Source organism: Microbacterium sp. NPDC058021 (assembly GCF_042885955.1).
In the GTDB taxonomy this organism is placed as follows: domain Bacteria; phylum Actinomycetota; class Actinomycetes; order Actinomycetales; family Microbacteriaceae; genus Microbacterium.
Genome location: NZ_JBHVRF010000001.1, coordinates 137,631 through 153,054, shown reverse-complemented (window position 1 = coordinate 153,054; position 15,424 = coordinate 137,631). Strand labels below are relative to the sequence as shown.

The following is a 15,424-nucleotide window of genomic DNA, read 5'->3' as shown; positions in this document are numbered from 1 at the left end:
ATCATTCCTTTCGGTTCTGCTGGATGCGGATGAGGTTGCCTGCGGGATCGCGGAACGCCGCATCCCGCACGCCGTAGTCCTGGTCGATGGGCTCCTGCACGATGTCGGCACCGCGGGCCTGGATGTCGGCGAACGCGCCGTCCAGGTCATCGGTGGCGAGGTTCACGCCGAAGTAGCTGCCCTTCGCGATGATCTCGCGCAGCATCTGCTGCTCGTCCTCGGTGAGATCGTTGCCGACCCCCGGCGGGTGTAGCACGATCGCGGTGTCCGGCTGGCCGGGAGGGCCCACCGTGATCCACCGCATGTCCTCGTACCCGACGTCCAGACGCACCTCGAAACCGAGGACATCGCGGTAGAAGGCCAGGGAGGCCTCCGGGTCGGTGTGCGGGAGGAAGCTCGATTGAATCGTGATCTCCATGCCGTCACGTTACGAGCGCGGCATCCGGGTGCGCTTCTCGATTCCTGACCGGTTTGGTGAGGTGCTTCGCGATGCACGGCAGCATGCCGGGCCGGAAGGGTGCGCCCTGCGCGCGGTAGACGCTCGGCGGCACCCCGACGAGCTCGGTGAAGCGCGTGCTGAACGTTCCGAGCGACGACGATCCGACGGCGAAGCACACCTCGGTCACGCTCAGATCGCCGATGCGCAGCAGCGTCATCGCCCGTTCGATGCGCCGGGTCATGAGGTAGGAGTACGGCGACTCACCGTAGGCGAGCTTGAACTGCCGGCTGAGGTGCCCCGCCGACAGGTTGACGTCGCGCGCAAGGGAGGTCACGTCCAGCGGCTGGGCGTATTCGCGGTCCATGCGATCGCGCACACGCCGGAGGAGGACGAGGGTCTGCAGGTCCTGCGGCGTCCGGGAGGGCACGCACCGATGATCGCACGGCGGATGCCGCCCTGCCACGGCTCCCGCGGCGTCGCCTCAGCGGCCGGCGCGGTCCCGCCGGCGCGTGCCTCGCTCGCGCAGCCGGTGCTGCAGTCGCCGTGACCGCGTCGGCGCAGCGATCACCGGCACCGGCTGCGTGACCACGGCGTCGACGATCATCGAACCGTCGACGGGACCGACGACCGGGATCGGCACGGTCGGGGTGACCGTCGTCGGCTCGACCGGGAGGGTCGCGAGGCGCCGGTGCTCTCGGATGTACGCCGGCACGAGCAGCACGATGGCGCCGAACCAGGCCAGCGGATTGCTCCAGGCGACGCCGGCGAACCCGATGAGACCACCCAGGATCACCGCCGCGCCGACCCGCATGACGAGTTCGACGACGCCGGTGACGGTCGGGATGAGGGTGTGGCCGAGGCCCTGCAGGGCGCCACGCAGCACGAAGAGCACGCCCAGCAGGCTGTAGGCGACGCCGTTGATGACGAGCATGAGCGCGGCGAGGTCGACCACGGCATCCGACCCCTCCCCCACGAACAGGCGCACCATGTGGCTCCCGAACGCGACCAGCAGGGCGCCGAGCACGAGCGAGGCGGCGATGGACATCCAGGTGGCCTGCACGACCCCGCGGCGGATGCGGTCGGGGCGGCGCCCGCCGAGGTTCTGCGCGACGAACATCGACACGGCGAGGCCGAGCGACTGCAGCATGGCGACGGCGAGGCCGTCGACGCGGGATGCCGTGGTGTACGCGGCGACCGCGTCGGCGCCCAGTTCGTTCAGCCGCACCTGCACCGCCAGCGCGCCGATCGCGATGATCGAGGCCTGGAAGCCCATCGGCAGACCCAGTCGCAGGTGCTCGGCGATGTCGGCGCGGGTCACCCGCCAGTCCGTGCGGCGCATCTGCAGCGCGGGGACGCGCCGGCGGACGAACTCCAGGCACATCACGACCGAGACGCCCTGCGCGATGACGGTGGCCAGCGCCGCGCCGCCCACGCCCCACGCGAGCGGGCCGACCATGAGCACGACGAGGCCCACGTTCAGCACGCACGAGACGGTGAGGAAGATCAGCGGCGTGCGCGAGTCGCCGATGGCGCGGATGATCGCGGCGAGGTAGTTGAAGAAGAGCATGGCGCCGGAGCCGAGGAAGCTCACCTGCGCGAAGACGGTGGCCTGCGCCATGAGCTCGGGGGGCGTCCGCAGCAGCTCGAGCATCGGCTGCGACAGCAGGGGCCCGACGATCGTCAGGATCACGGTGGCCACGGCGGTGAGGATCGTCCCCGCCGCCACCGAGCGCCGCACGCCCTTCGCGTCACGGGCACCGTAGGCCTGCGCGGTCGGAATGGCGAACCCGCTCGTGAGACCCCACACGAACCCCAGCAGGAAGAAGAACATGCTTCCCGTCGCACCCACCGCCGCCAGTGCCTCGACACCGAGCTGGCGTCCCACGACGACCGCGTCGGCGAGCTGATACAGCTGCTGCACGACGTTGCCCAGCAGCAGCGGGACCGAGAAGACGAGGATGACGCGCCAGGGGCTGCCTGTGGTCAGGGAGGTGGACATACCGGCGGCTTTCGACGTTCGAGACAGGGGGATCCGGCGACATCCGCGAATGCCGACGGGCCATCCTATCCAACGGATCGAATCGATTCGAATCGAGGCTGCGCGTGTCGGCTACCACTGCCTCGTCGCCTCGACAAGGCCTGCCGTCGGCGCCGCCGCACGATGAGACTGAGCAGGGCGCATCGGCGCCGGACGACAGGAGACGTCATGACCGAGATCATCCATCACGAGCCGCCGTACACCGTCGGCTACTTCGTCGGCAGTCTGGCGAAGGAGTCCATCAACCGCACGCTCTCCAAGGCGCTCATCGCCCTCGCCCCGCCGGAGCTGGAGTTCCGCGAGATCGGCATCGGCGACCTGCCGCTGTACAGCTACGACTACGACGCCGACTACCCGCCTGCGGGGCGGGCGCTGAAACAGGCCATCGCCGATGTGGATGCCGTGCTGTTCGTGACCCCCGAGTACAACAGGTCGGTGCCCGGCGGGCTGAAGAACGCCATCGACTGGGCCAGCCGCCCGTGGGGGACCAACTCGTTCGCCGGCAAGCCGTCGGGGGTCATCGGCGGGTCGATCGGCGCCATCGGGACGGCTGTCGCACAGCAGAGCCTCAAGGGCATGATGGCCTTCTGCAACTCCCCCATGTTCAACTCGGTCGAGGCCTACATCCACATGACGCCCGGCCTGTTCACGCCCGACGGTGACGTCACCGACGACGGAACGGCTGAATTCCTTCGCACGTATATGTCCGAGTACTCGCTGTTCGTCCGCCGCGTGCTCACCGTCGTACCGCAACGCTGACCACCCACCACCACCTCACACCCCAGGAGAGCGCATGCGCGCCGTCATCATGCACGCCCCCGGCGACGTTCGCGTCGAGGAGCGGGAGAACCCCACGATCGTCGAACCGACCGACGCCATCATCCGCCTCGCGGCGAGCTGCATCTGCGGCTCGGATCTCTGGCCGTATCGCGGCGCGGACCGCGTGGACCACACCCCGATGGGGCACGAGTACGTCGGTGTCGTGACCGAGATCGGCGAGGAGGTGCGCACCGTCGCGGTCGGCGATTTCGTCGTCGGATCGTTCTTCGCGTCCGACAACACGTGCGACATATGCCGTGCCGGTTATCAGTCCCGGTGCGTGCACGCCGTGCCGATGGGGCGCATCGGCACGCAGGCCGAGTTCGCCCGCATCCCGCTCGCCGACGGCACCCTCGTGGCCACGCCCGGCCAGCCCGATCCCGACCTCATCCCGTCGCTGCTGGCAGCCTCCGACGTGCTCGGCACCGGCTGGTTCGCCGCGGTGGCGGCCGACGTGGGCCCGGGCAAGACGGTCGTCGTTGTGGGCGACGGCGCTGTCGGGCTGATGGCGGTACTCGCCGCGCGCGAACTCGGAGCCGAGCGCATCATCGCGATAAGCCGCCACGCCGACCGCCAGGCACTGGCACGTGAGTTCGGCGCGACCGACATCGTCGAGGAGCGCGGCGAAGCGGGGGTGGCACGCGTCAAGGAGCTCACCGGCGGATTGGGCGCGCACTGCGCGATCGAGGCGGTGGGGACCCAGGAGTCGATGATGCAGGCCATCCGCTCCACGCGGCCCGGCGGGCACATCGGTTTCGTCGGCGTCTCGCACGATGTCGCCCTGCCCGGGCGCGAACTGTTCTTCGCGCTCGTGCATCTGCACGGCGGCCCGGCGCCCGTGCGCCGGTTCCTCCCCGACCTCATCGCACGCATCTGGGATCGCTCGATCGATCCGGGCCGCGTGTTCGACCTGACGCTGCCACTCGAGGACGCCGCCGAGGGCTATCGCGCGATGGACGCCAGGCGCGCCACGAAGGTGATGCTGACGCTCTGAGACACCGACCGGCAACCGGCCGGATTGCGGCATGAACTGCCCCTTCCCTATGGTCTGACCACGTGGAAGGATGAGCGTGAGGAGCCTCTCCGCCGGAGCGGACCTCGCAGCGAAAGGCAGACAGCCATGGCCCGCACAGCGGTCATCACCGGCTCCGCCAGCGGAATCGGCAAGGCCACATCCGAACTCCTCACCGAACGCGGCTACCGCGTGATCGGCGTCGACATCGCCGGCGCCGACGTCAACGTCGACCTCACCACCGCCGCCGGCCGCGAAACGCTCGTGAAGGAAGTCGGTGAACGCTCGGGTGGGGTCGTCGACGTCGTCGTCGCCAATGCCGGGCTGTCCTCGCCGACGGTCGCGACCGCCGCCGTGAACTACTTCGGCGCCGTCGCGACCCTCGAGGGGCTCCGGCCGCTGCTGGCGGCATCGGCCTCCCCACGCGCCGTGGCGACGGCCTCGATGGCGTCGCTGTTCCCGCCGGACGAGGCGCTGCTGGCCGCGTTCCTCGACGGCGACGAGGAGGGCGCGCTGGCCCGGGCTGCCGAACTGGCCGCCGGCACCCCGCAGGAGGCGTCGCTCATCTACGGCACGTCCAAGCGGGCGCTGGCCCGATGGCTGCGGCGCCAGGCGGCGACACCCGAATGGGCCGGCGCCGGGATCGCACTCAACGGCGTCGCGCCCGGCATCGTCGCCACCCCCATGACGAGCGACCTGACCGCGACCGAAGAAGCGAAGGCGGCCCTGCTCACCCAGGTGCCGATGCCGCTCAACGGCATCTTCGACGCCATCGACGTGGCCTACCTCATCGCCTGGCTCGCCAGCGAAGAGAACGCCCACCTCTGCGGCCAGATGATCTTCATCGACGGCGGCTCGGACGCCGTCATCCGGGGCGACTCCACCTGGTGACCCGCGCCGCGGCGTGACCGCGTGGTCCCCGGCGATGTCGGGGCCATGCGGTCATCCGTTTCTCACGCGGTCGCGGCATCCGGCGTCGCGCGCGGGATGATGACCGCGGCGAGCACCGCGGCCACGAGCGCCGCAGCTGCCGCGACCAGCAGCGCCGCGATGTAGCCGTCATGACTGGTGCCGAGCAGGCTGGCGGCGGCGACGCTGGACATCACGGCGGCGCCCGTCGACGCACCGAACTCGTGGAACGTGCTGAGCACCCCGGATGCCACGCCCGCCTCTTCGGGCGCGACACTGCCCAGCGCCGTCGCCGACGCCGCGACGAACAGCACCCCGGTGCCGGCCGCAGCCAACGCGATGCCGATCGTCACGGCCACCGGATCGAGCCAGATCACGGCGATGCCGAGCCCGAGCGCTGCGGCGACGAGGCCGGCGGCGGCCAGGGGAGCCAGGCCCAGGCGGGCGGCGAGGCGCCCGGCGAGGTTGGCCCCGATCATGGTGGCCACCGCCACCGGCAGGAACAGCAGCCCCGTCAGCAACGGCCCGAAGCCGAGGTGCTGCTGGAAGAAGAACGAGCCGAGCAGGAAGACCGTGATCATGAGCGCGGTGGCCATGAAGATGAGGAAGACACCCGCCACAACCGGCCGACGGGTGAGCAGTCGCAGATCCATGAGGGGGACCGCCGCCGTCCGCTGACGCAGCGCGAACGCGGCGTACAGGGCGAACGCCACGATCAGCCCGACGCTCCACGCGACAGGGTCGGCCGCACTGATGATCGTCCACATGAGCGCACCGGTGCCGGCGGTCACCAGCAGCGCCCCGAGCACGTCGATGCGGCGCGAGGCGGGCGCACCCACACGATGGGGGAGCAGCACCGCCAGCGCGACGAACAGCACCGCCCCGATCGGGACGTTGAGGAAGAACGCCCACCGCCAGCCGAAGAAGGCGGTGACCAGACCGCCGACGAGCACCCCCAGTGCCGCGCCGCCGCCGCCGAGCGCCGACCACACCCCCAGTGCTCGGGCACGCTCCTTGCCCTCGAACAGCGTCACGACCCACGACAGGGCGCTCGGGGACAGCAGCGCCGCCCCGACCCCCTGACCGACCCGCCCGGCGATGGCGAGCGTCGCATCGGGCGCGAAGCCGACCGCGAGCGAGGCCAGGGTGAACACGGCGAGGCCGGTGAGCACGATGGTGCGCGCCCCGACGACGTCGGCCAGGCGCCCGCCGAGCAGCAGCAGACCGCCGAAGGTGAGCGTGTAGGCGCTGATGATCCACGTGAGCGCCTCACGGTCGAGCCCGAGGTCGGCGCCCATCTGCGGCAGGGCGATGGTGACCACGGTGATGTCGAGGATGAGCATGAGCTGGGCGACGGCGAGCAGCCACAGAATGCCCCACCTGCGGGGGTGCGCGGCCTGCATGGACGCGCGGTGAGTGGGCGATGTCATGTCATCCTCCAATTAGTCGAACACGTGTGTACGGTTTAGAACGGTACGATAACCCGTACATGGCCGTACGGAAAGAGGGCTGATGAGCAACCCGCAGGCACTGAGGGCCGACGCGCGGCGCAACATCGATCGCGTGCTCGACGCAGCCGTGGTCTGCCTCAGCCGCAATCCGGATGCCACGATGCAGCAGATCGCCGCCGAGGCGGGTGTGGGGCGGGTCACCGCCTACGCCCACTTCTCCTCGCGGACGGCGCTGGTGTCGGCGGCGCTGGCGCGGGTGATCGACCGCGGCGACGCCGTGATGTCGGGGGTCGACCTCGACGGCGACCCGGTTCAGGCGCTGCACCGCCTCGTGGCGGCGGGGTGGGAGCTGTCGGCGGTCAGCAGCAACATCTGGGCCGCCGCACGGGAGTCGCTGTCCGCCGCGCAGATCCGCACGCTCCACGACAAACCCGCCGAGCGGGCGCGGGCGCTGCTGCTGCGCGGACAGCGGACGGGGGTCTTCCGCACCGACCTGCCGGCGGAGTGGCTGATCGACGCGCTCCATGCGCTCATGAAGCTCGCCCTCGACCAGGTGCTGTCGGCCAAAATCGATCATGAGCAGGCACGAGAGCTGATCGCGCGGTCGGCCGAGGGCGTGTGGCGCGCCGCACCCGACGACGAAGCGGGGAAGGAACCCACATGACGACGAACGACGCGGCGGTACGAGGCGCGACGGTGCTGATCACCGGCGGAGCGCGCGGGATGGGCGAGCTGTTCGCACGCCGGGCGATCGCCGGCGGCGCCCGGGCCATCGCGCTGTGGGACGTCGACGAGGCTGCGGCAACCGCCCTGGCGGCAGATCTCGGGCGCTCGGGCGTCGACGTGCGCGCCTACCGCGTCGACGTCTCCCAGCAGGCCGAGATCGTCGCGGCACTCCAGCGCGTGCGCGAAGACATGGGGATGCCGGACGTGCTGGTCAACAATGCCGGCATCGTGCGGGCCGGGGTGTTCTGGGAGAACGACCCGCACCGCGACATCGAGGCCACCATCCAGGTCAACACGCTCGCGGCGATGTGGCTGACCCGAGAGGTGCTGCCGGCCATGATCGCCGACACCTCCCGCCCCAAGCGCATCCTCAACATCGCCTCGGCCGCCGGGACGCTGGCCAACCCCAACATGAGCGTCTACGCGGCATCCAAGTGGGCGATGATCGGCTGGAGCGACTCGATGCGGCTCGAGCTGGCGCGCAGCGGCCACCGCCATGTCGCGGTGACCACTTTCTGCCCGAGCTACATCTCCACCGGCATGTTCGCCGGTGCCCGCGGGCCGCTGCTGACCCCCATCATGACGCCGCGCGACGCGACGCACGCGGCATGGCAGGGGATGCTGCGGGGCACCCCGATGGTGCTGCGGCCCTGGACGGTCAAGCTTGCGATGGCACTGCGCGGCATCCTGCCCACCCGCGTCTGGGATGTCGTGGGCGGCCGCGTCTTCCACGTGTACTCGTCGATGGACCACTTCACCGGCCGCACCGGGGCGTGACGCTGGGCGGGGCGATCAGAGCGAGCGCGTGTCCAGCAGGTGCCGCAGGATCGAGCCGTCGGGGACGCTGGCCGGGTCGTACTTGTAGCTGAGCTTCTGCACGATCGACAGCTTGTCCATGATGTCCCCGAACCCGGGGAACCAGGGCTGCATCATGCTGAGCTGCAGCAGATGGCTCGCCGCGCTCGACAGTGTCGTGGCTTCAGCCCACTGCCCGCGGAACTCCGGGACGAGGGTGTGGAGCGTTTCGAAGATGCGGTGGTACAGGAAGTAGTCGGGCAGGTCGGACCGTTCGGTCCACCACATCTCCAAGGCGATGCGCTGCAGCGTGATGACGAGCGAGTCCGACGCCGCGGCGATGAACCAGTTGCCGATCTGGCCCGAGGTCCAGCGCGGATAGACCACGCCGGCCTCGAGGTAGGGGAGCACGGCGAGTTCGAGCGGCTCCGGGACCCAGCAGGTCGCGTCCACCCAGATGCCGCCGTGCTTCTCCAGCAGCGCGACACGCACGTAATCGGCGAAGTGCGCGGGCCGGTCGTGCTCGAGTACCGACGCGATGCGGGCGGGGATGTCGATGAACTCGCGCACGCTGCCGGCGTCGAGCATGTGGGCTTCCGGATGCAGCTCGCGCAGCTGCGCCATGCAGGCGCGGGCGACCTCGGGGGCGTTGTCGGCGCCGGAGTTCCAGTAGCAGAACACCGGGAGGTCGTTCTCGACCGCCCGGATGCGCGCCTCGCGGGCCAGCTGCCGCCCTCGCGCCCGGCTGCCGTGACCGGCCGGGAGGCCGGCGGCGGCACGCAGCTGCGGCAGCCGAGGCCGCAGGAAGTCCGTCACGAGGCGGCCGGCTCGCCGCTCAGCGGCAGGGTCGGCGGTGTCCTTGAACTTCTCGACGCGGGCGAACTGGGCATCGAGCCCGGCGACGAACGCCGAGAGTGCACCCTCGTCGCGGCGTCGCTGCGCCGCTGCGTCTTCGCCTCCGATGGTGCCCATGTCTACCCGCCCTCACCAAGACGGGCGGTCGGCTCGGCGGACGCCGGACGGTTCCGGCGGGCCGAGGTGTGGGTAGCCATGACCCCATCATGGCAACGCACAGGCCTCGCAGCGCCGTAATCTTGATGAGTGCAGCTCAATGAATCCCGGGCCTGGAACCGTTTCTACGCCGAGGGGACCCCCGTGGACATCGAGCCGGCGACGGGTTCGCTCGTCGATCTGCTCGACGAACGCGCCGCGCAGTACGCCGACCGCCCCGCCGTCACCTTCTTCGGCAACTCGCAGACCTACCGCGAACTCGCCGATCGGGTCGCTCGGGTGGCGGGCGGCCTGTCCGAGCTGGGCGTGAAGGCCGGCGACCGGGTCGCCCTGGTGCTGCCCAACGCGCCGCAGCACCTCGCGGCGTTCTACGCCGTGCTGCGCCTGGGCGCGATCGTCGTCGAGCACAATCCGCTCTACACCCGCGACGAGCTGGAGGTGCAGTTCCGCGACCACGGCGCCCAGCACGTGATCGCCTGGGACAAGGTGGCGCCGGTCATCCAGTCGCTGCCCGCCGATCTCGGCATCCGCACCGTCGTCTCGGTCGACATCACCCGCGCCATGCCGTGGACCACACGCCTGGCGCTGCGCCTGCCGGTGGCCAAGGCCCGGGCCTCGCGCGCGAAGCTCACCGCCGCCGCGCCCGGCACGGTGCCGTTCGCCCGCCTCGAAAGCGCGGCGCCGCTGCCTGCCTCGGTTCCGCGGCCCTCCGTCACCGACATCGCGTGCCTGCAATACACCTCGGGCACCACCGGCACCCCCAAGGGCGCCATCATCACGCACGGCAACCTGTGGTCCAACGCCCGCCAGGGCGCGGCGTGGATGCCGCGCTTCGCGCACGGCGAGGGCCGCATCTACGGCCTGCTGCCGATGTTCCACTCGTTCGGCGTGCTGCTGTCGGTGATCTACGCCGTCGAGACCGGTTCGAACGCGGTGCTCTTCCCGACCTTCGACCCCGAGCTCGTCTCGCAGGCGGCCGAGAAGTACCCGCCGACGTTCATCCCGGCCGTGCCGCCGATGTTCGACCGGCTCGCCCGCGTCGCCCGCGACGGCAAGCTCGACCTGTCGGGCGTCGTGTACGCCATCTCCGGTGCGATGACGCTGACCCCCGCGATCGTGAAGCGCTGGGAGGAACTGGCCGGCAGCATGCTCAACGAGGGCTACGGCCTCACCGAGACGAGCCCCGTCGCCCTGGCGAACCCGTTCAACTCCTCCCGCAAGATCGGGGCCATCGGCATCCCGTTCCCCTCCACCGACATCCGCGTCGTCGACCCGAACGAGCCGACCCGCGAGGTGGAGCTGGGGGAGACCGGCGAGCTGCTCATCAAGGGCCCGCAGGTGTTCCAGGGTTACTGGAACAAGCCGGAAGAGACCGCGCAGGCGCTGCTCGAGGGCGGCTGGCTGCGCACCGGTGACCTCGTCGTGCAGGACGAGGACGGGTTCGTGACGGTCGTGGACCGCAAGAAGGAGATCATCATCACGGGAGGGTTCAACGTGGCCCCCAGTGAGGTGGAGAAGGTCATCGGCGCGGTCCCCGGCGTCGCCGGGGTGGCCGTCGTCGGCATCCCCCGCGGGGGCGGTGCCGAGGTCGTGACGGCGGTCGTCGTGCTGGAGCCGGGTGCCACGTTCGACGAGGATGCCGCCCGTGCCGCCGCGCGCGAGCACCTCGCCGAGTACAAGCGCCCCAGCGCCTACCGGGTGTGGGAGGAGCTTCCTACCTCGCTCATCGGCAAGGTGCTGCGCCGCCGTGTGCGCGACACCCTCATCGCCGACCGCAACGCCGTGCGCGCCCTCCCCGACGAGGGCTGACCCGGCGGCGCGCCCGCCTGCTCGCCCGCCTGCTCGCCCGCCTGCGGCATCCGCCCCTCCGGCCCCCGCCCGAGATGCGGAGATCTGCCGAAACGCGGACCCCTGGGCCTGAACCATCCGCATCCGGGCAGATCCCCTCGTCCCGGCCGGCGCGGCCGCGGCATCCACCGCAGGCGCGGCCACCGGCGGTCAGCGCGGGTCGATGCGCAGTGTCGTGTCGTGGGATGCCGCGCCCGTGACGGTGCCCACGATCTGCGGGCCGAAGCGGTCGTACTTGGCGTGATAGGCGGCATCCACCGCCTCCTGCGTCGCGGTGTCGGCCGCGTCGATGGGCGTGAAGGTCACCGCCTTGTCCACTCCGCCGGCGCGGATGCGCCCGATGCCGGCATGCCGCGCGCGGCGGTACCAGGGGTTGTCGGGGCCGTACGCGGAGCGGATGTAGAGGTCGTCGCCGGCGCGCACCGTCCAGATGGTCACGAACGGGCGGTCGCTGCCGTCCTTGCGGGGCGAGGAGACCTGGAGTTCTTCGGCTCCGCCGACGCGGGTGAGGTCTTGGGCGTCCCAGGTCATCTGTGCTCCTCGTTCGGCCCGGCCGGGCGCGGGCGGCTGGGTCCGACGCTACGACGACAGCGTCAGCCGCGCCAGGGTGCTCTGCCGTCGCCCTCTCGACGTCGTCACGCCCGCGCCCTACGCTGACCGGCATCCGCCGTGACGAAGGAGTGGGCCATGACCAAATACCTGATCTCGTTCCCGAGCGGAGAGATGGATGCCACCCCCGCCGACATGGCGGCCGTGTCGGCGGCATCGCATGCCGTGGTGCAGGAAGCGAAGAATGCCGGCGTGTGGGTGTTCGGCGGCGGCATCGACGAGGACATCACCCCGGTGCGGGTCGCCGCGGATGGCACCGTGACCGAGGGGACCTACCCGCAGACCGCCCGGATTGAGGGCGGGTACACCGTGCTGGAGGTGCCCACCCGGGTCGAGGCCGAGGCGTGGGCGGCGAAGATCGCGGCCGCCTGCCGGTGCCCGCAGGAGCTGCGGGCCTTCATGTACGACCCGGCGAGCTGACGATCGTGGTGGAGCCGGATGCCAGGCGCGAACTGCTCGACCGCATCGAGCGGCGCCTCCCTGAGGGCGCCGTGCGCGAGGTGGCGATGTTCGGGGCGATCGCGGTGATGTTCGAGGAGGCGATGCTCGTCGCCGCGCAGAAGGACCTCGGCCTGCTCGTGCGCGTCGCCGTGGACGACGATGCCGCGCTCGTGGCCCGCCCCGAGGCCGCCCGCGCCGAGATGGGCGCCGGCCGGTCGATGGGCGAGGGATGGATCCGGGTGGACGGCGACGCCGTGCGCGACGACGGGATGCTGGAGTTCTGGCTCGAGCAGGCGCTGCGCCGGCGCGACGGCCGCTGACCGCTCAGCCGGCCACGGCGGCTCGCGCGCGCGGGCCTTCCGCCGCGACCGCTCCGGCTCCAGGCTGGATGCCGTGAACCCCGGGATCCTGCTGGCGCTGGCATCGGCGGTGTCGTACGGCGCCAGCGACTTCGTCGGCGGTGTGGGCGCCCGGCGGTCCTCACCCTGGCAGATCCTGCTCGTGGGGCAGGTCGCGGGCATGCTGGCCCTGTTCATCGCAGCGTTGCTGCGGCGGGGGGAGCCCGTGGCATCCGACTTCGCCTGGGCCGTGCTGGCGGGGGTCGGCTCGGCTGCCGGCGGGCTCTTCCTCTTCCGTGGCATGGCCCGCGGAAGGATGGGCCTCGTCGCTCCGATCTCGGCCGTAGGGGCGGCGACGCTCCCGGTGCTCGTGGGCGTCGCGCTGGGGGAGCGGTCGAGCTGGCTGGTCTGGGCGGGCATCGCCATCGCCCTCCCGGGGATCTGGCTCGTGTCCCGCGAAGCCGGTCGCGACCGGCCGCCGCGCTCGTGGGCCGCCCTCCTCGACGGCGCGGTGGCCGGCGCCGGATTCGGTCTGCTGTTCATCGCCCTCGCTCAGATCCGGGCGGATGCCGGCTTGCTCCCCCTCGCCGCCAACCAGCTCACCGGGGCGGTGCTCACCCTCGGCGCCGCGCTCCTGCTGCGCCAGCCCTGGCGCCCCACCCGCGACGTGCTCGCCTGGGGTGGTGCATCGGGGCTCCTGGGCGCTGCGGGCACGCTCACGTTCGTGCTCTCCAGCGGCGCGACGAGTCTGGGCATCGCCGCCGTGCTCACCTCGCTCTACCCCGCCGTCACCGTGCTGCTGGCCGCCGGCGTGCTGCGGGAGCGACTGACCGCCTCGCAGGGCGCCGGCATCGGCATCTGCACGCTCGCCATCATCGCGCTGTCGCTGGACTGAACCGCACCACGAAGGAGGACCCATGACCGTCACCGCCCCACCCCTCGCGACGGGATGCCCCGCATGCTGACCCCGGTCGCCGACGGGGTGTTCGTGCACCGGAGCGACCTGCTGCGCAACAACACCGTCGTCGTGCAGGGCGCCGAGGGTGTGCTGCTGGTGGACCCCGGCATCACCGGGGCCGAGATGCAGTGCCTCGCCGACGACCTGCGGGACCTCGGTCTGCCGGTCGTCGCGGGCTTCGCGACGCACCCCGACTGGGATCACGTGCTGTGGCATCCCGAGCTCGGCGACGCCCCGCGCTGGGCCACCGCCGACGCCGCGTCGTTCATGCGCGACCTGCGCTCACAGCCCGGCTGGCGCGACCGCGTGCGCGAAGCGCTGCCGCCGGAGATCGTCGACGAGGTCCCCGTCGAGCCGTTCGGCCTGCTCACCGCCCTGCCGGCGGACGCCACACACCTGCCGTGGGACGGCCCGTCGGTGCGGGTGCTCGCGCATCCCGCGCACGCGACCGGTCACGCGGCTCTCCTGGTCGAGGGATGCCGCGTGCTGATCGCCGGAGACATGCTGTCGGACGTCTTCGTGCCGATGCCCGACCTCGAGGGCGCGGCGGATCCGCTGGCGGACTACCTCGTCGGGCTGGACGTGCTGGCCGGCGTCGCCGACGAGGTGGACGTCGTCATCCCCGGGCACGGATCGCCGGGAGACGGGACCGGGCTGCGGGAGCGGCTCACACGCGACCGCGCCTACATCGAGGCCCTTCGCGGCGGCGGGGAGTTCCGGGATCCGCGCATCGACGCACCGGAACCCGGCTGGGAGTGGGTCGGCGACCTGCACGCCGGGCAGGTGGAGGCGTATGCGCGACGCCGGGCCGGGGAGGCGGACGCCGCGGGGTGAGTGCGGCAGGCGACATCGCCTCGTGCCGCAGCGGTGCGGGGGACCGCCGTGTCGGAAGGCGAGGGCGGTGCGCGCCGAGGCCGCTCAGCGGGAAGGGGCGACGACGGTCGCCGCGGCCCCCTCCCGGCGATGTCAGGACATCTCGCCGAACGTGCGCTCGATGTCGGCCATCTCCATCGCGGCTGTGGCTTCGATCAGCGCCCGCAGGTCGTCGTCGGCGCCGGGCGAGAACTCCTCGGGCCGCTCCGCCGCGATCGTCATCGGCACGCCGGCCGGGGCCTGCTCACTGGCATCCAGCTGCGTGCCGTCGTTCGACGGCGACAGCCCCTGGAAGATCTTCCCCGCCTCGGAGAGGTTGCTGAGGTCGAACGAGTACTGCTTGCTCTGCAGGCCGAGCTCCAGCAGCCGCGCGACCTCGGGGAACTTCTCCGCGTTGGTCTTCGGGATCGGCAGCGCGGTGCGCCAGTTCACGCCCAGGGTCTCCAGCGCCTTGGCGTAGGCGTTCTCGTGGGCCTGGTCTCGCACGATCAGGTACGAGATCGTGCTGCGGGCGGTCTTGTTGGACGTCATCTCGTACAGGCGGCACTTCTGCAGGCGTCCGGTGGACTCCAGCATCAGGTTGTAGAGCAGGTCGAGCACGAGGTTGCCGGAGTTGTAGACGTAGCTTCCCATCCACGGGTTGCCGGCGGCATCCACCGGCATGGCCCCCTGCGCGCCGACGAGGTAGTGGTGGATGTTGCTCTCCGACGTCGCGATCTTCAGCGGTGTCGCCCCGCCCGCGCCGGGCGCGTCCACAGGGTCGGTCGGCTTGCCCTTGTAGCGCGGCGAACCGTCGAGCAGCCGCGCGATCGTGGTGCCGATGAGCTCGACGTGGCTGATCTCCTCGGTCCCGATGCCCTGGATGAGGTCTTTGTAGGGCTTGGCCGAGGGGCCGCGGAAGTTGATGCTCTGGAACAGGTACTGCATCATCGTGCGCATTTCGCCGAACTGGCCACCGAGGCCCTCTTGCAGCGCGTTGGCGGCATCGGGATCAGGCTCGTCCTGGTCGATCTCGTTGATCAGCTGCTGAACATGGAAGTACATGTTTTCCTCCAATGGGTTCGATCCGGCCAGACTCCCGGGCGGGCGCGCACCTACCGAACCCCCTCGCCAAGACGCCGCACACCGCGTACCCTCCCCGCCTGCCGCGCTACTAC

General features: G+C 71.1%; 17 protein-coding genes. 10 read left to right on the top strand and 7 right to left on the bottom strand.

The genetic code is table 11. The annotated features are described in order from the left end of the window. Position 1: 1 nt before the first annotated feature. From ACFVR6_RS00695 to ACFVR6_RS00685, 3 genes are all read right to left on the bottom strand, one after another. The gene (locus ACFVR6_RS00695; RefSeq protein WP_386957846.1) at positions 2–418 is read right to left on the bottom strand and encodes a VOC family protein; all 417 of its coding nucleotides are present in this window, start codon (positions 416–418) and stop codon (positions 2–4) included. Positions 419–422: 4 nt separating this feature from the next. Beyond that, positions 423–803 (bottom strand): helix-turn-helix transcriptional regulator, encoded by a 381-nt coding sequence (locus ACFVR6_RS00690; RefSeq protein ID WP_386958803.1) that lies wholly within the window; start codon positions 801–803, stop codon positions 423–425. 117 nt (positions 804–920) lie between these two features. Continuing rightward, the gene (locus ACFVR6_RS00685; protein WP_386957844.1) at positions 921–2,438 is read right to left on the bottom strand and encodes an MATE family efflux transporter; all 1,518 of its coding nucleotides are present in this window, start codon (positions 2,436–2,438) and stop codon (positions 921–923) included. Between the two features lie 207 nt (positions 2,439–2,645). Between ACFVR6_RS00685 and ACFVR6_RS00680 the strand changes: the two genes are divergently transcribed. The 3 genes from ACFVR6_RS00680 (at position 2,646) to ACFVR6_RS00670 (ending at position 5,199) form a co-directional block, all read left to right on the top strand. Further along, positions 2,646–3,236 carry an NADPH-dependent FMN reductase gene (locus tag ACFVR6_RS00680; RefSeq protein WP_386957842.1) on the top strand — a complete coding sequence of 197 codons (591 nt, stop codon included), beginning with the start codon at positions 2,646–2,648 and terminating at the stop codon, positions 3,234–3,236. A 34-nt stretch (positions 3,237–3,270) separates the two neighbouring features. Continuing rightward, positions 3,271–4,290 carry a zinc-dependent alcohol dehydrogenase family protein gene (locus tag ACFVR6_RS00675; protein WP_386957840.1) on the top strand — a complete coding sequence of 340 codons (1,020 nt, stop codon included), beginning with the start codon at positions 3,271–3,273 and terminating at the stop codon, positions 4,288–4,290. A gap of 126 nt (positions 4,291–4,416) precedes the next feature. Then, entirely contained in the window at positions 4,417–5,199 is a 783-nt protein-coding gene (locus ACFVR6_RS00670) for an SDR family oxidoreductase (protein WP_386957838.1), read from the top strand. Positions 5,200–5,261: 62 nt separating this feature from the next. Here ACFVR6_RS00670 and ACFVR6_RS00665 read toward each other — a convergent pair whose 3' ends face one another. Further along, positions 5,262–6,647 carry an MFS transporter gene (locus tag ACFVR6_RS00665; protein WP_386957836.1) on the bottom strand — a complete coding sequence of 462 codons (1,386 nt, stop codon included), beginning with the start codon at positions 6,645–6,647 and terminating at the stop codon, positions 5,262–5,264. Between the two features lie 82 nt (positions 6,648–6,729). Here ACFVR6_RS00665 and ACFVR6_RS00660 point away from each other — a divergent pair, with 82 nt between their 5' ends. Together ACFVR6_RS00660 and ACFVR6_RS00655 are read left to right on the top strand one after the other, a co-directional pair. Beyond that, positions 6,730–7,332 carry a TetR/AcrR family transcriptional regulator gene (locus tag ACFVR6_RS00660; RefSeq protein ID WP_386957834.1) on the top strand — a complete coding sequence of 201 codons (603 nt, stop codon included), beginning with the start codon at positions 6,730–6,732 and terminating at the stop codon, positions 7,330–7,332. After that, the gene (locus ACFVR6_RS00655; RefSeq protein ID WP_386957832.1) at positions 7,329–8,171 is read left to right on the top strand and encodes an SDR family NAD(P)-dependent oxidoreductase; all 843 of its coding nucleotides are present in this window, start codon (positions 7,329–7,331) and stop codon (positions 8,169–8,171) included. The genes ACFVR6_RS00660 and ACFVR6_RS00655 overlap by 4 nt, the downstream gene beginning before the upstream one ends. Before the next feature lie 15 nt (positions 8,172–8,186). Here the strand turns inward: ACFVR6_RS00655 and ACFVR6_RS00650 are convergent, their stop codons facing one another. Beyond that, the gene (locus ACFVR6_RS00650; RefSeq protein WP_386957831.1) at positions 8,187–9,161 is read right to left on the bottom strand and encodes a capsular polysaccharide synthesis protein; all 975 of its coding nucleotides are present in this window, start codon (positions 9,159–9,161) and stop codon (positions 8,187–8,189) included. Positions 9,162–9,290: 129 nt separating this feature from the next. Between ACFVR6_RS00650 and ACFVR6_RS00645 the strand changes: the two genes are divergently transcribed. Further along, the gene (locus ACFVR6_RS00645) at positions 9,291–11,009 is read left to right on the top strand and encodes a long-chain-fatty-acid--CoA ligase (protein ID WP_386957829.1); all 1,719 of its coding nucleotides are present in this window, start codon (positions 9,291–9,293) and stop codon (positions 11,007–11,009) included. Between the two features lie 189 nt (positions 11,010–11,198). Here the strand turns inward: ACFVR6_RS00645 and ACFVR6_RS00640 are convergent, their stop codons facing one another. After that, positions 11,199–11,579, bottom strand: coding sequence for a DUF2255 family protein (locus ACFVR6_RS00640; protein WP_386957827.1), 381 nt, complete (start codon positions 11,577–11,579; stop codon positions 11,199–11,201). Positions 11,580–11,735: 156 nt separating this feature from the next. On the opposite strand from ACFVR6_RS00640, the gene ACFVR6_RS00635 reads away from it, so the two are divergent. From ACFVR6_RS00635 to ACFVR6_RS00620, 4 genes are all read left to right on the top strand, one after another. Then, entirely contained in the window at positions 11,736–12,077 is a 342-nt protein-coding gene (locus ACFVR6_RS00635) for a YciI family protein (protein ID WP_386957825.1), read from the top strand. Continuing rightward, positions 12,002–12,418: a TfoX/Sxy family protein gene (locus ACFVR6_RS00630; protein WP_386957823.1), complete on the top strand. Its 417-nt coding sequence runs from the start codon at positions 12,002–12,004 to the stop codon at positions 12,416–12,418. Before ACFVR6_RS00635 ends, ACFVR6_RS00630 begins: the two co-directional genes overlap by 76 nt. Before the next feature lie 73 nt (positions 12,419–12,491). Beyond that, on the top strand, positions 12,492–13,331 hold the full coding sequence (locus tag ACFVR6_RS00625; protein ID WP_386957821.1) for a DMT family transporter: 840 nt from the start codon (positions 12,492–12,494) through the stop codon (positions 13,329–13,331). Between the two features lie 63 nt (positions 13,332–13,394). Beyond that, positions 13,395–14,228: an MBL fold metallo-hydrolase gene (locus ACFVR6_RS00620; protein ID WP_386957819.1), complete on the top strand. Its 834-nt coding sequence runs from the start codon at positions 13,395–13,397 to the stop codon at positions 14,226–14,228. A 132-nt stretch (positions 14,229–14,360) separates the two neighbouring features. Here the strand turns inward: ACFVR6_RS00620 and ACFVR6_RS00615 are convergent, their stop codons facing one another. Next, positions 14,361–15,311: a manganese catalase family protein gene (locus ACFVR6_RS00615; RefSeq protein WP_386957817.1), complete on the bottom strand. Its 951-nt coding sequence runs from the start codon at positions 15,309–15,311 to the stop codon at positions 14,361–14,363. Positions 15,312–15,424 lie beyond the last annotated feature (113 nt).

What these genes read in the sequence shown, in the direction of transcription:
- ACFVR6_RS00685 (WP_386957844.1), bottom strand. Translation starts at nt 2,438, where the DNA reads ATGTCCACCTCCCTGACCACAGGCAGCCCCTGGCGCGTCATCCTCGTC.
- ACFVR6_RS00690 (WP_386958803.1), bottom strand. Translation starts at nt 803, where the DNA reads ATGGACCGCGAATACGCCCAGCCGCTGGACGTGACCTCCCTTGCGCGC.
- ACFVR6_RS00660 (WP_386957834.1), top strand. Translation starts at nt 6,730, where the DNA reads ATGAGCAACCCGCAGGCACTGAGGGCCGACGCGCGGCGCAACATCGAT.
- ACFVR6_RS00670 (WP_386957838.1), top strand. Translation starts at nt 4,417, where the DNA reads ATGGCCCGCACAGCGGTCATCACCGGCTCCGCCAGCGGAATCGGCAAG.
- ACFVR6_RS00665 (WP_386957836.1), bottom strand. Translation starts at nt 6,647, where the DNA reads ATGACATCGCCCACTCACCGCGCGTCCATGCAGGCCGCGCACCCCCGC.
- ACFVR6_RS00675 (WP_386957840.1), top strand. Translation starts at nt 3,271, where the DNA reads ATGCGCGCCGTCATCATGCACGCCCCCGGCGACGTTCGCGTCGAGGAG.
- ACFVR6_RS00680 (WP_386957842.1), top strand. Translation starts at nt 2,646, where the DNA reads ATGACCGAGATCATCCATCACGAGCCGCCGTACACCGTCGGCTACTTC.
- ACFVR6_RS00655 (WP_386957832.1), top strand. Translation starts at nt 7,329, where the DNA reads ATGACGACGAACGACGCGGCGGTACGAGGCGCGACGGTGCTGATCACC.
- ACFVR6_RS00695 (WP_386957846.1), bottom strand. Translation starts at nt 418, where the DNA reads ATGGAGATCACGATTCAATCGAGCTTCCTCCCGCACACCGACCCGGAG.
- ACFVR6_RS00640 (WP_386957827.1), bottom strand. Translation starts at nt 11,579, where the DNA reads ATGACCTGGGACGCCCAAGACCTCACCCGCGTCGGCGGAGCCGAAGAA.
- ACFVR6_RS00650 (WP_386957831.1), bottom strand. Translation starts at nt 9,161, where the DNA reads ATGGGCACCATCGGAGGCGAAGACGCAGCGGCGCAGCGACGCCGCGAC.
- ACFVR6_RS00635 (WP_386957825.1), top strand. Translation starts at nt 11,736, where the DNA reads ATGACCAAATACCTGATCTCGTTCCCGAGCGGAGAGATGGATGCCACC.
- ACFVR6_RS00620 (WP_386957819.1), top strand. Translation starts at nt 13,395, where the DNA reads ATGCTGACCCCGGTCGCCGACGGGGTGTTCGTGCACCGGAGCGACCTG.
- ACFVR6_RS00615 (WP_386957817.1), bottom strand. Translation starts at nt 15,311, where the DNA reads ATGTACTTCCATGTTCAGCAGCTGATCAACGAGATCGACCAGGACGAG.